Here is a 12,446-nt window from a genome sequence, read left to right as displayed (position 1 = left end):
CGATCTTTCGGTTGCGGAGTCGGCTATTGGGGTCTGCGGATGGTGTCGAAGACTGTGGTGTCGAAGACTGTGGGGTTGACGAGGGTGGAGGTGTCGCCGAGGTCGCGGCCTTCGGCGATGTCCTTGAGCAGGCGTCGCATGATCTTGCCGGACCGGGTTTTGGGGAGTTCGGGGACGATGGTGATCTGGCGGGGCTTGGCGATCGGGCTGATCTCCCGGGACACTTCGGCCTTGAGTTCGGCGATGAGGGTGTCGCCGGTGTTCTCCACGCCTTCGCGGAGGATGACGAACGCGACGATGCCCTGGCCGGTGGTCTCGTCGGCGGCGCCGACGACGGCGGCCTCGGCGACGCCGTGGTGTCCGACGAGGGCGGATTCGACCTCGGAGGTGGAGATGCGGTGTCCGGAGACGTTCATGACGTCGTCGACGCGGCCGAGCACCCACAGGGCGCCGTCCTCGTCGTACTTGGCGCCGTCACCGGCGAAGTACCAGCCCTGCTCGGGGTAGCGGGACCAGTAGGTGTCGCGGTAGCGGTCCATGTCGCCCCAGATGCCGCGGAGCATCGCCGGCCACGGCTTGTCGAGGACGAGGTAGCCGGAGCCGCCGGCGCCGAGTTCGTTGGCGTCGTCGTCGACGATCTTCGCGGAGATGCCGGGCAGCGGTGCCATCGCGGAGCCGGGTTTGGTGGCGGTGATCCCGGGCAGCGGGGAGATCATGATGGCGCCGGTCTCGGTCTGCCACCAGGTGTCGACGATCGGGGCCTGGTTTCCGCCGATCACCTCGCGGAACCATTTCCAGGCCTCGGGGTTGATGGGTTCGCCCACGCTGCCGAGGAGCCGGATCGAGGTCAGGTCGTGGGCGTCGGGGATGTCGCGGCCCCACTTCATGAATGTGCGGACCAGGGTGGGTGCGGTGTAGTAGATGCTGACGCCGTATTTTTCGATGATCTGGAAGTGGCGGTGCTCGTCGGGGGAGTTCGGGGTGCCCTCGTAGACCACCTGGGTGACGCCGTTGGACAGGGGTCCGTAGACGATGTAGCTGTGGCCGGTGACCCAGCCGATGTCGGCGGTGCACCAGTACACGTCCTGGCCGGCCTTGTGGTCGAAGACGTTGTGGTGGGTGTAGGAGGCCTGGGTGAGGTAGCCGCCGGAGGTGTGGATGATGCCCTTGGGTTTTCCGGTGGTGCCGGAGGTGTAGAGGATGAACAGCGGGTGTTCGGAGTCGAACGGGGTCGCCTGATGGGTGCCGGAGGCCTTGTCGACGGTCTCGTGCCACCACAGGTCCCGGCCGTCGGTGACCGCGACGTCGATGCCGGTGCGCTTGACGACGAGGACGTGCTTGACGGACGCGGCCCCGTCGACCGCTTCGTCGACGGCGGGCTTGAGGGGTGCGGCCTGGCCGCGGCGCCACTGTCCGTCGACGGTGACGACGAGTTTGGCTTCGGCGTCGTCGATGCGGGAGCGCAGGGCGGCGGCGGAGAAGCCGGCGAAGACCACGGAGTGGGTCAGGCCCAGGCGGGCGCAGGCGAGCATGGTGACGATGGCTTCGGGGATCATCGGCATGTAGATCGCGACGCGGTCGCCGGCGACGAGTCCGAGGTCGGTGAAGGTGTTGGCGGCCTTGCGGACTTCGGTGAGCAGGTCGTTGTAGGTGAGGTCGCGGGTGTCGCCCGGTTCGCCTTCGAAGTGGATGGCGACGCGGTCGCCGTTGCCGGCGAGAACGTGCCGGTCGACGCAGTTGTAGGCGACATTCAACTCGCCGCCGACGAACCATTTCGCGACGGGTGCGTCGGAGAAGTCGAGTACTTCGGTGAAGGGCGTGTGCCAGTGCAGGCGCTCGGCCTGTGTCGCCCAGAATGCGAGTCGGTCCTCGTCTGCGGCAGCCTGCAGTTCGGGTCCGGCGTTGGCCGTGGCGGTGAACTCGGGGCTCGGCGCGAACGCCGCTAGTTCGGAGGTATCTGCTGCGCTCGTCATGGTGGCTACCTCTTTCTCGACTGACGTCGGCAGTCATGGGTGTGGCTGGCTTCCAGCCTGTTTCACGGGTCTAGAGTCTTCTGTCGCAACGGTGTACCGGTGATCTTCGTTCGACACGGCATTGGTGCGGTGGAGTGGTGCTCTCGCGGGGAACGCGGTGTAACCTGCCGCGACACGGTGGTGTCGCGGCGGGCGGTTCTCCCACGGCGTTGTGGCGCCGAATTGGGAGGGGAAGCTCCGAGTAGCTTCCCCTCCCACGGTCCAGCCGGTCTCCAACGGCTGGAGCAGGTTGCCGGCACCCGTCGGCTGGGGGCGCGGGTGCCGGCAAGTTCAGGACCGTCCGTCGATCTTGACGGCCAGCCGGCGCAGCAACTTCGTCGCCGCGATGTAGGCCGATGCGCTGAACGGCCACTGGGAGACGATCTTGCCGCTTCCGGCCTGGAAGTAGTTGCGGGTCGTGGCCCACACGGTCTTACCCAACGCGCTCTGTACCCAGTCGTTGTAGATCAGGAACGCCGAGCGCCGCACTGAAATTCGGGTGTGGCCCTTCTTTGCGGCGCGGGAGATCAGCCCGGCGGCGAAGCTGGCCTGCGCCTCGTAGAAGGACACCAGCGGAATGGCGTTGGTGTTCGGGCCGTACATGATGAAGAAGTTCGGGAACCCGGGCACCATCATCCCGAGGAAGGCCTCGGGCTCGCCTTCCCAGTGGCCGTGCAGATCGGCGCCGTTCTCGCCGCGGACCCGGTAGTTGCCGAGGTAGTTCGCTGCGTCGAACCCGGTCGCGAGGATGATGACGTCGAGGTCGTGCTCGTCGCCGTTGGCGTCGACGGCGCCGGTGCGCGTGAGTCCCTTGACGCCGTGGGGGACCAGGCTGACCTTGGGGCTCTTGAGCGCCGCGTAGTAGGTGTCGCTGACCACGGTGCGCCGGGCCTCGTAGGCGAACTTCGGGGTGACCAGCTCCATCAGATCGGGACGATCACCGAGCTCGCGCTGCATGAATTCCAGCGACTGCTGACGCTTGACCTTGTTGGTCCGGCCATCGGAGCGGGCGTGACTGGCCCGGTACTGCCGCTTGTCGTAGTCGGCGTACAGCTTGAACCGCCGCCAGGCGTAGATCGGTGCGAAGCGGTTGAGCTTGCGCTCCTGTTCGGTGAAGTCCCGGCTGTTCTTGGGGAGCAACCAGTTGGGCTCGAGCTGGAAGATCTTCACTTCCGAGCCGGCCTTTTCGGCCTCGGTGACGACCTGGACTGCCGACGAGCCTGTGCCGACCACGCCGATCGACTTGTCGGTCAGATCGAGGCCGTCGATCCACCGCGAGGTGTGGCACAGGGCGCCCTCGTAGTCGCTCTCGCCGCGGGCGAACGGCGGAACCAACGGGATGTTGAGGAAGCCGACCGCGCTGATGACGGACATGAACCGTCTGTGATCGGTGCCGGATTCGGTGGCCACGATGTAGTCGTGGTTCTCGTCCGACCAGGTCACGCTCTCGACCTTCTCGTTGAAGAGGATGTGCTTGTGCAGGTCCCACCTACGGGCGACGTGCTCGAGGTAGCCCTGCAGTTCCTGCCAGCCGGCGTGGGTGCGGCTCCAGTCATAGCGCTCGTAGGAGAACGAGTAGATGTGGGACTCGAGGTCGACCTCGGCGCCCGGGTACCGGTTGTGCCACCAGGTCCCACCGAGTCCGGGGGACTGCTCGAAGATGATGAAGTCCTCGATCCCCTTCTTCTTCAGCGCGATCGCGGCTGCGATGCCGCTGAATCCGGAACCGATGATGGCAACTCGTGCTGTGGTCCGCCCGCGTGCGCTGGGTGCCATGGCGTTCTCCTGTCTGAAGGCTTGGTACTGGGGCCGGAGTCTGGGACCTTGTGGACTAACCCCAAACCTCTATTGGTTCAGTATTTAGGCCTTTAAGGTGGATGTCAATCCCCAGAGGGAAATTTGCTGATGCTGAGGGGTTTTTCGGGGGCGGCCGGGATGGATCGGCTCCCCGGGGTGGTGCGCGTGTGAGCGTGTCCGGGATCGGATCTCCGAGACCCGACCACGCGGCGTCGCTACTTGATCTGTGCTGTCCAACCGCCGTCGACGACCAGGTCGACGGCCGTGATGAAGGACGCCTCGTCGGAGAGCAGGAACGCAATTGCGGCCGCGATGTCCTCGGGGAGGCCCAGCCGGCGCAACGGTGTCCGGTTCTCCATGTCGGTGCGACGCTCGGGCGAGCGCTCGTAGAGGTAGTCGATCATCGGGGTGAGGATCGCTCCGGGGCACACGGTGTTGGCCCGAATTCCCTCGGGGCCCAGCTGCAACGCCAGGGCATGGGTCAAAGAGACCACCGCGGCCTTGCTCACCTGGTAGGCGTCGAGGGGAGAATCCATCCCGCGGACCCCGGCGGTACTTGCCACATTGACGATGCTGCGGCCGCGACCCCGGCGCAGATGAGGGATCGCGGCCCTGATCACCTTCCGCAGCCCGTGCAGGTTGATACCGAGGGTGGTGTCCCAGATCGACTCCTCGATGTCGAACGTCGACCCGTCGCGATCGAAGAACGCCACACCCGCCGCATTGACCAGGTAGTCCAGACCGTCGTCGGAGAAGGACGTGAACAGGTCGTCGAAGCCCTCGGTGCCCAGGAGATCGAAAGCCACGTATTCGACGCCGCTGGGCAGATTGTCGACGCGGTCTTTGACGTCGGTGGCCACGACCCGGACACCGTCCTTGGCCAGACGATGTACCGTTGCCAGCCCGATCCCGCCGGCAGCCCCGGTGACGAGCGCAGATCGGGTCATCGCACGAGCTCCTGGTCGAAGGCGCGAGCCAGCCGCGAACCGGCGAACTCCATGGCGGCGGTGGCTGCCGGGAACACCTCGTCGAGGCCGAAGAAGCCGTGCACCATCCCGGGCGTCTGGTGCACCTCGAGCGCGACACCCGCGGCCTGGGCCGCTTCGGCGAACAGCTCGCCCTGAGGGCGGATCGGGTCGCATTCGGCGAGGATGACGGTGGTCTCGGGTAGATCCGTGAGGTCTGCCGTGAGCACGTCCACCCTCGGATCGGTGGCGAAATCGGAGGAGGGCAGGTAGTTGTCCTGATGCCACTGCATCTCGTCGCGCTCGAGCATGATTCCCTGGTACTCGTCGTCGAATCCGCGGTCGAGATCGCAGGTGGTGACGGGGTAGACGAGCAGCTGGTGACGCAGCCTGGCGACGCCGGTGTCACGCACGTGCAGGGCCAGCGCGGCGGCGATGTTGCCGCCGGCGCTGTCGCCGGCCACAGCCATGCGCTTGGTGTCGACGGGGAGCTGCGAGGCGGGGTCGAGAGCCCATTCGAGGGCGTCGATCGCGTCGTGGACAGCGGTGGGGAAGCGGTAGTCGGGACCGCGGCGGTAGTCGACGGACAGCACGGCACTGCCGGATTCGGTCGCCAGCAGCCGGGTGGTGACGTCGTGGGAGTCGATGCTGCCGAGCAACCAGCCGCCGCCATGGAAGTACACGGTCAGCGGCAGGTCGGTCGCCTCGCTGGGCAGATAAAGCCGGCCGCGGATCCCCTCACCATCGCGCGTGGGAATCTCGACGTCGACGGTGTGATGGATCGCGGGCTTCGTCAGCGCCCCGAAGGTGTCTTCGAAGTTCTGCCGCGCGGTCTCCACCGGCAACAGGTGGGCGTTCGGTCGCCCCGACGCACGGGAGTCGTCGATCATCTTCTGGGCGATGGGATCCAATGGCATGGCGGTCCTTTCATGGACAAGGGTGTTAGACACGTTCGTAGTAGCGGCGGGTTTCCCAATCGGTCACCGTGTGGGAATCGAAGGAGGTCAGCTCCGCCTGGGCGGAGGCGAGAAGATGCTCGTAGACCTCGTCGCCGAAGGCTGCACGCGCCATCTTGTTCTTGGCGAACAGATCGATCGCACGGTGCATCGACGTCGGTACAAGTTCGACGTCGCGCCCTTCCCAGGCATTTCCGCTGAAGATCGCGGGCGTCGGCAATTGGCGCTCGATGCCGTCGAGCCCCGCGGCGATGGTGCCCGAGTAGGCGTAGTAGGGATTGACATCGGCACCGGGGATCCGGTTCTCGACCCGGTAAGACGGTCCGTGCCCGACCAGACGGAAGGCGCACGAACGGTTGTCCTCGCCGAGCGCGATGGCCGATCCAGCGAACTGGTCCGGCTGAAACCGCTTGTACGAGTTGACTGTCGGGGAAAACAGGAGGCTGATGTCGACAGCGTTGTCGAGCTGGCCGGCGACGAACGAGCCGAATTTCGCCGACATTCCGCCGTCGGCGGTCTCCGACCAGCACAGCGGCCTTCCCGTCTCGGTCGACCACATGCTCACGTGCAGGTGACAGGAAGAGCCGACGTCGTCGATCTTCGGCTTGGCCATGAACGTCACGGTCAAGTCGGCTTGGTGCGCGAGCTGCTTGATCCCGTACTTGAACAGGACATGGCGGTCGGCCATCTCGAGGGTGTCGCAATAGTCGAGGGTGATCTCCTGCTGGCCGAGACCCCACTCGGGTTTCGATGATTCGACCGAGATCCCGAACTGCGGCATCAGGTTTCGGATCTGGCGGATGAACCAGTCGTCCCGCCCGGACTGGATCATCTGATAGTCGGATCGGTAGTTCGAGAGCATCTTCAGGTCCTGATACCCTGCCTGCCAGGCGTCGTTGGGTGCGACGGCGGCGAGGAAGAACTCGAGCTCCGAGGCGAACTTGAACGCCAGCCCCTCCTGCTCGGCCCGCTCAATCTGCCGCTTCAAGATGGTGCGGGGCGCCACGCTGAGCATCGTGTCCGAGCCGCACTCGTAGGCGTCACAGATCACCAGCGCTGTGTTCGGCTCCCAGGGCACCCGCCGCAGGGTGGTCAGGTCCGGAACCAGTCGGATGTCGGCCCATCCGTTGGCGGAGTTCGACACCGGCAGGTTGAGCGGAGTCATCTCGAGGTCGACGGCGAAGATGAAACTACTCGCGTTGATCCCGTCGCCGCTCAGGCCCAGCGACCGGAACGCTTGGATTGTCAGCCGTTTGCCGACCAGGCGCCCGTACGGGTCCGGGGTCGCGCAGACGACCGTGTCGATCTCCCCGGAGGAGACGAGTGCCTCGAACTGGTCGAGGTCGAGGGTCTGAATGTGTGTGCTCACTGGTGCTCCAGGTGTCGGGACAGTTCCCAGTCGGTGATCGAGTTGTGCATCCACTGCTCGAATCGTTCGAGTTCGGCCCGTCGGGTCGCCGCATAGGACTGGGTGAAGGTCTTGCCGAGCAGATCGGCGGCAAGTGCTGACGACTCGAACAGCGCCACGGCCTGAGCGAGATTGCTCGGCAGGTCGACCGCGCCGGCATCACGTGATCCGGAGTGGGGCAGGTCGAGGGATCGCTGGATGCCGTCGAGACCCCCGGCCAGCAACGCATCGGCGACGATGTAGGGGTTGGCATCCGCACCGGGACGGCGGTGTTCGACGCGCGCCGACCCGATCCCGCCGAGAAGCACGCGGCAGGCCACGTTTCGGTCGTCGTATCCCCAGGCTGCCTTCTCCGCAACGAACATTCCCGGCGCGATGCGCTTGTAGGAATTGACGAATGGGTTGAACATCAGCGCCAGGTCGGGCATCGAGCTGACCAGCCCGGCGAGATAGTGGCCGCCTTCCGGGGAGAGCTTGCCGGGTTCGGACGCGAAGACGTTCTGGCCGTCGCGGGCGAGGCTCGAGTGGACATGCCCGCCGGCACCGGACTTGTCGGCGAACGGTTTGGCCATGAAGCTCGCACGAAGTCCGTGCTCGGCGCACAGATCACGCAGGTACTGGCGTGCGCGAGCGGCGTTGTCCGCCGCCCGCAGCGCGGGCTGCGGGGTGAGAGTGAATTCGAAGAAACCCGGTCCGAGTTCGGCATGGAAGGCCTCGATCTCGATGCCGATCTCGTTCATCCGGTCGATGAACTGCTGGGCGAAGCGGTCGATCTCCGCGGAACGGGTCAGGCTGTAGGCGTTCTCCGTCGCCCCGAAGGGCTGGAACCGCGTCAGATCGCCGCGCTCGCAGTCCTTGTTCTCCTCGAAGATCCACACCTCGTACTCGTAGCCGAGCACGGGCTCGAGATCGAGTGCGCGGTACCGCTCGATCAGCGACTTGAGCACCGCACGAGGCGACGCCTCGAAGGGGCGACCATCGGGTGCGACATGGTCTCCGATCACCGCCTGCGTCCCCGGACGCCACGGCAGATCGATCCGGGTGCTCTCGTCGGGGACGAGTGCCATGTCGGGGTAGCCGTTCTCGGCGTTGCTGAACGGCGTGTCGGTCACCTCGTCGGTCAACGAGAGACCGTAGATGATGGTGCAGAAGGCGAGACTTGCGGGACTGACCGTCTTGTCCGACTTGACGAGCTTGCCGCGCAGGCCCAGGTCGTAGTCGGGGACCTCGAGCTGCGTCATCGAGACGTGATTAGACATGGTTGTGGTCCTTCGGGCGGAGTTCGGGGTTGCGTCCGACGCGCCGGTAGACGGCATCGGGTACGAGTGAGGGGTGTTTGTAGACCCACCAGGTGCAGGTGGCGTCGGCACGGCTCTCCGGCCACGTCGGTGGGTCGATGACTCTGGTCGGGTAGCCGAGGCGGTCGATGGGGATGACCTCGTTGAGCAGACAGCAGTGGACGCAGTAGGAGCAGATGCCGCGTTTGTTCCACGCCCAGTCATGGGGTTCGGTGGTGACGGCGAAGCCGAAGGGGGCATCGGCGCGGGGCTGGTCGGCGGTGATGTCGGGATCGAGCGAGCGACCGCCGGACCCACACGGAGCGAATCGGAAACCGATGCGATCGGGCTCGTCGATCAACTCGATGTCACCCTGTCGTGAGACCCCGGTCAGGTGGGCATGGAACCCGTCGACGATAGCGACCATCAGTTGGTGCGCCGATTCGTTCCAACTCTGGTTCGTCAGCGAGTAGCGACGGGCATGGATGTCGTACCAATCGCCCATCAGGAAATTCCACAGGTCGCCGAGTGACGACTCACCGATCAGGCGGACCGCGATGTCGATCATTCCGGAGATACGGTCGACCGCCCGGTCGTGGATACCCAACCAGACCAGTCGGGCATTCTCGATGCTTTCCGGCGCTGCGGGGTCGTTGCGGCGGCACTGTTCGCTCGCCACGTCGACGGCCTGGACGAATTGTCCCCACTCCGCCTCGATTCCGGCCATCGCCGTCTCACCGATCAGATCGGTGAGACGGCGAACCGCCGCGTCGACGCCGTCCGCCGAAGCGCCGTGTGTCGTCATCCACTCGATCGCCCGGTCCGGCCACTGTTCGTAGATTTCGCGCAGTTCCTCGGCCTCGAGGACGGTGACCTCGACCAGAGCGGCCGCATCGTCGCACAGCCCTCGGCGGAACCGATCGACGGCGGTGCGGAAGGTCCCTTGGGCCAGTTCTTCCCAAGTGCCGACGCGTGCGTTTCTCCCGAGTGACGCCTCGTACGCCACCACGGGTGAGACTGGCTTCAGGGTGCTCATGTGAGAGTGAATCCTCCATCGATGCGAAGATCGGACCCGGTGATGAACCGAGCCTGATCGCTGAGCAGGAAGACGACGGCATCGGCGATCTCCTCCGGTCGCGCGAAACGACCGAGCGGAACGCGCGGAGCCAGTGACGGCGGGAGAGCGTCGGTGTCCTCGTGCGCGGCCGCCAGCGCCATCGGCGTGGCAACGAAGCCCGGCGAAACGCTGTTGACGCGGACCCCGTCGGCGGCGAATGCCCGGGCAGCGGACTGGGTCAGCATGGCCAGCCCAGCCTTGGACGCGGCGTACTGGGGAGTGGGGTCCGGGTTGCTCAACGCCACCACCCGGGCGCCTTCGATCGAGGTCACATTGACCACCCCACCGGACTCGGACTTGCGCAGCAGGTCCCCGGCCGCATCGATGACGTTGTAGGCACCGATGAGGTTCACTTCCAGGCACCGCAGCCACGAGTCCCGCGAGACGTTCGCGAATCCGGTGTCGTCGAGAACCCCCGCGCAGTTGACGAGGTAGCTCAACCCTTCCGGGACGGTATTTTCGGTGATCACCGCCCGCAACGCGGCGACGTCGGCGACGTCGGCGGCGCAGCGCACCTGCAGGTCGGCGGGAATCCCGGGAAAGGACTCGGGCTCACGCAGGTCCAGGCAGATCGTGCGGATACCGGCGGCCATGAGCGTGGCGGCGGTGGCGCGACCGATGCCTGAGGCGGCCCCGGTCACCAACGCCACCCGCCCGGTGAAGGTCAGCGGCAACGACCGCCGATCCGGCACGCTCGCGGTCATGATTGACCATACCTTTTGGCGTGCTCGTCCAGCGCCGCCGCGAAGCACTCGCGCGGTGCGCGGATCACTCCGGCGCCGATCTGGCCACCGTCACGACCGGCGAGACCGACATCCATGACTGGCAGGACGGCGGTGTCGAGGACCTTTCGGGCATCGACACCGGTGGGGGTGCCGCGGAAACCGAACAGTGGGATGCGGTAGGAGCTGTTCTCGCCGTGGGTGATCTCGTACATTTCCCGGTTACGTTCGATCATCACCTCGGGGGAGCCGCCCTGATAGTCCTGCAACGACAAGGCGCAGGCCTGCGCGAAGCCGCCGAGTCCGACGGTCTCGGTGATCGGGCTTTCCCCGCCCATCCAGGTGATCTCGTCCTCGCTGTGTCCGGCGAACAGCTTGCCCTGGTGGATCGGCGGCGGTCCTTCGAACCAGGTGTTGCCGAGGCCGGCAAGTTTGATCGCGAAACCGCGGCAGCTGAACGCCATGGCGGAGACGAGGGTGGAGCCGGGCACGACCATCGCGTCGGCGGAGGCCTTCGCCGCGGCCATCGACAGCCGGAGGAAGAAGTAGTCGTTCTCGGCGAGGTGGAGCATGGTCTCGCGGACCCCGGGCACGGAGTCCTCGATCATGTCCAGAACCGACGGCAGGATTTCCCGGTTGAACAGGATCGAGGCGGCGGCGTTGCGGCTGTGCACCTCGTCGCCCATCCGCAGCGCCCGGGCGATCATCGGTTTGAGCGCGATGCCGCCGCGGCGGCGGATCGCCTCACCGACGACGGGCGCGAGAACCGTATTGACGTGCTCGAGCCGTTCGTGGACGCCCTCGTCGTAGCAGCCGTAGTTCAGCCGGCGCGGTTCCTTGCCCTCGTAGAAGTTGCAGAACCCGACGTTGCCGTGGGTCCGGTTCTCGACGACGAACACCGGCATCGACGCCGTGTAGATCCCGGCGAGCGAGCCGACCGCGTTGTAGTCGTGGCACGCGCCGATCTCGATGCTGCCGTCGGCGAATCGCGCGATCGCCTCGTCGCGGTCGGCGGCCAGGCCCTCGAACAAGGCGCCACCGATCAGCGCTTCACGTTGCCCACCGACGTAGGCCTCCCACGGCATCGGAGCGCCGGAGGTGAGCACCAGGTTGTCGCGGTAGCCGGGGAGCACCTCGCGTGCGGGCCGGACGTCGACCACCCACGGGTCGGCGTCGTTGAGTCGGCGAAACGCCTCGTCGTTGGCGGCCTCGACCGACCCGTCCCAAGCCTCGACCGACCCGCCCCAGATCTCGGCGGGGACGGTCGCGAGATCGTTCGCGGTCACCATGCGGTGACACCGCCGTCGACGAGCAGGGTCTGGGCGGTGATGAAAGAGGCGCGCGGGGACAGGAGGAACTCCACAGCCTCGGCGACTTCTTCGGGCTCACCGATCCGCTTGAGCATCGCGTAGCCGGCGCTGACCTCTTCGCCGCCGGAGACCCGCGCCATCGATGGGCTCATCGGGGCCCGGATGACGCCGGGGGCGACGTTGTTGACCCGGATGCCGCGCGGGGCGAGTTCCTCGGCCAGGTAGCGGGTGTACGCAGCAATCCCGGCCTTGGTGGCGCCGTACACCGAGGCGCCGCGGAACCGGCCGAAGTGCCCGGTGAGGCTGCCGACATTGACGATGGCCGAGCCTTCGGTCAGCAAGGGTGCCGCGACGTCGATGACGCGTGCCATACCGGCGATGTTCACCTGGAACATCAACTCCAGCTTGGCCTCGTCGAGCTCGCCGAGGAATGAGTCCCGAAGGATGCCGGCGCAGTTGATGACACCCGCGAGCGTCTCGTCTCCGGAGGTCACCGAATCGACGGCGCTCTCAACACTTTCGCGGCTGGTGACGTCCATCGCCACGGCGATGGTGCCCTCCAGTCCGTCCTGATTCGGGTCGAATGCGTCGATCGCCTGCTTCACATCCGCCGCGATCGGGATGTAGCTGCTCTGCAGCAGCCGACGGCAGATCGCCTGTCCGATGACTCCTGCGCCGCCTGTGACGATTACTTTGTTGCCCACTTCGGGTTCCTTTCCAAACACGTGACCGTGGTCACCGCGATGGACCCAGTTTCACCAATAAAGGACGATTGGTCAAGTGTTTAGGTCTTTTATTTCCGTGACTGACGCAGGCGCCGGGTTGCAGACTTGGTCTAAAGGCTGGAGCAAATAACATGAAGGTGAGTGGTGCGCTAGATTG

10 protein-coding genes are annotated in these 12,446 nt (G+C 65.9%); all 10 read right to left on the bottom strand.

Annotated elements, in window-relative coordinates:
• Nucleotides 1-23: 23 nt before the first annotated feature.
• The 10 genes from acs to BLV94_RS17890 all read right to left on the bottom strand — a co-directional run bounded on the left by acs (nt 24) and on the right by BLV94_RS17890 (nt 12,268).
• Complete coding sequence (gene acs, locus BLV94_RS17935; protein WP_072937570.1) at nt 24-1,973, bottom strand: acetate--CoA ligase; 1,950 nt, start codon at nt 1,971-1,973, stop codon at nt 24-26.
• Between the two features lie 330 nt (nt 1,974-2,303).
• Nucleotides 2,304-3,788, bottom strand: coding sequence for a flavin-containing monooxygenase (locus BLV94_RS17930; protein WP_072937569.1), 1,485 nt, complete (start codon nt 3,786-3,788; stop codon nt 2,304-2,306).
• 236 nt (nt 3,789-4,024) lie between these two features.
• Complete coding sequence (locus BLV94_RS17925; RefSeq protein WP_072937568.1) at nt 4,025-4,756, bottom strand: SDR family NAD(P)-dependent oxidoreductase; 732 nt, start codon at nt 4,754-4,756, stop codon at nt 4,025-4,027.
• Nucleotides 4,753-5,691, bottom strand: coding sequence for an alpha/beta hydrolase (locus BLV94_RS17920; RefSeq protein ID WP_072937567.1), 939 nt, complete (start codon nt 5,689-5,691; stop codon nt 4,753-4,755). Before BLV94_RS17920 ends, BLV94_RS17925 begins: the two co-directional genes overlap by 4 nt.
• A gap of 25 nt (nt 5,692-5,716) precedes the next feature.
• Nucleotides 5,717-7,099 carry a glutamine synthetase family protein gene (locus tag BLV94_RS17915; RefSeq protein WP_072937566.1) on the bottom strand — a complete coding sequence of 461 codons (1,383 nt, stop codon included), beginning with the start codon at nt 7,097-7,099 and terminating at the stop codon, nt 5,717-5,719.
• Nucleotides 7,096-8,397 (bottom strand): glutamine synthetase family protein, encoded by a 1,302-nt coding sequence (locus BLV94_RS17910; RefSeq protein ID WP_072937565.1) that lies wholly within the window; start codon nt 8,395-8,397, stop codon nt 7,096-7,098. Before BLV94_RS17910 ends, BLV94_RS17915 begins: the two co-directional genes overlap by 4 nt.
• Nucleotides 8,390-9,451: a hypothetical protein gene (locus BLV94_RS17905; protein WP_072937564.1), complete on the bottom strand. Its 1,062-nt coding sequence runs from the start codon at nt 9,449-9,451 to the stop codon at nt 8,390-8,392. The genes BLV94_RS17910 and BLV94_RS17905 overlap by 8 nt, the downstream gene beginning before the upstream one ends.
• Nucleotides 9,448-10,236, bottom strand: a complete 789-nt coding sequence (locus BLV94_RS17900) for an SDR family NAD(P)-dependent oxidoreductase (RefSeq protein ID WP_072937563.1) — start codon at nt 10,234-10,236, stop codon at nt 9,448-9,450. The genes BLV94_RS17905 and BLV94_RS17900 overlap by 4 nt, the downstream gene beginning before the upstream one ends.
• Nucleotides 10,233-11,543, bottom strand: a complete 1,311-nt coding sequence (locus BLV94_RS17895) for a YlbE family protein (RefSeq protein WP_072937562.1) — start codon at nt 11,541-11,543, stop codon at nt 10,233-10,235. The genes BLV94_RS17900 and BLV94_RS17895 overlap by 4 nt, the downstream gene beginning before the upstream one ends.
• On the bottom strand, nt 11,537-12,268 hold the full coding sequence (locus tag BLV94_RS17890) for an SDR family NAD(P)-dependent oxidoreductase (RefSeq protein WP_072937561.1): 732 nt from the start codon (nt 12,266-12,268) through the stop codon (nt 11,537-11,539). The genes BLV94_RS17895 and BLV94_RS17890 overlap by 7 nt, the downstream gene beginning before the upstream one ends.
• Nucleotides 12,269-12,446: the final 178 nt, after the last annotated feature.

It is taken from the genome of Rhodococcus koreensis (assembly GCF_900105905.1).
In the GTDB taxonomy this organism is placed as follows: Bacteria; Actinomycetota; Actinomycetes; order Mycobacteriales; family Mycobacteriaceae; genus Rhodococcus_F; species Rhodococcus_F koreensis.
This window is presented reverse-complemented; position numbering and strand designations above follow the sequence as displayed.

What these genes read in the sequence shown, in the direction of transcription:
- BLV94_RS17925 (WP_072937568.1), bottom strand. Translation starts at nt 4,756, where the DNA reads ATGACCCGATCTGCGCTCGTCACCGGGGCTGCCGGCGGGATCGGGCTG.
- BLV94_RS17910 (WP_072937565.1), bottom strand. Translation starts at nt 8,397, where the DNA reads ATGTCTAATCACGTCTCGATGACGCAGCTCGAGGTCCCCGACTACGAC.
- BLV94_RS17930 (WP_072937569.1), bottom strand. Translation starts at nt 3,788, where the DNA reads ATGGCACCCAGCGCACGCGGGCGGACCACAGCACGAGTTGCCATCATC.
- BLV94_RS17900 (WP_072937563.1), bottom strand. Translation starts at nt 10,236, where the DNA reads ATGACCGCGAGCGTGCCGGATCGGCGGTCGTTGCCGCTGACCTTCACC.
- BLV94_RS17895 (WP_072937562.1), bottom strand. Translation starts at nt 11,543, where the DNA reads ATGGTGACCGCGAACGATCTCGCGACCGTCCCCGCCGAGATCTGGGGC.
- BLV94_RS17905 (WP_072937564.1), bottom strand. Translation starts at nt 9,451, where the DNA reads ATGAGCACCCTGAAGCCAGTCTCACCCGTGGTGGCGTACGAGGCGTCA.
- BLV94_RS17920 (WP_072937567.1), bottom strand. Translation starts at nt 5,691, where the DNA reads ATGCCATTGGATCCCATCGCCCAGAAGATGATCGACGACTCCCGTGCG.
- acs (WP_072937570.1), bottom strand. Translation starts at nt 1,973, where the DNA reads ATGACGAGCGCAGCAGATACCTCCGAACTAGCGGCGTTCGCGCCGAGC.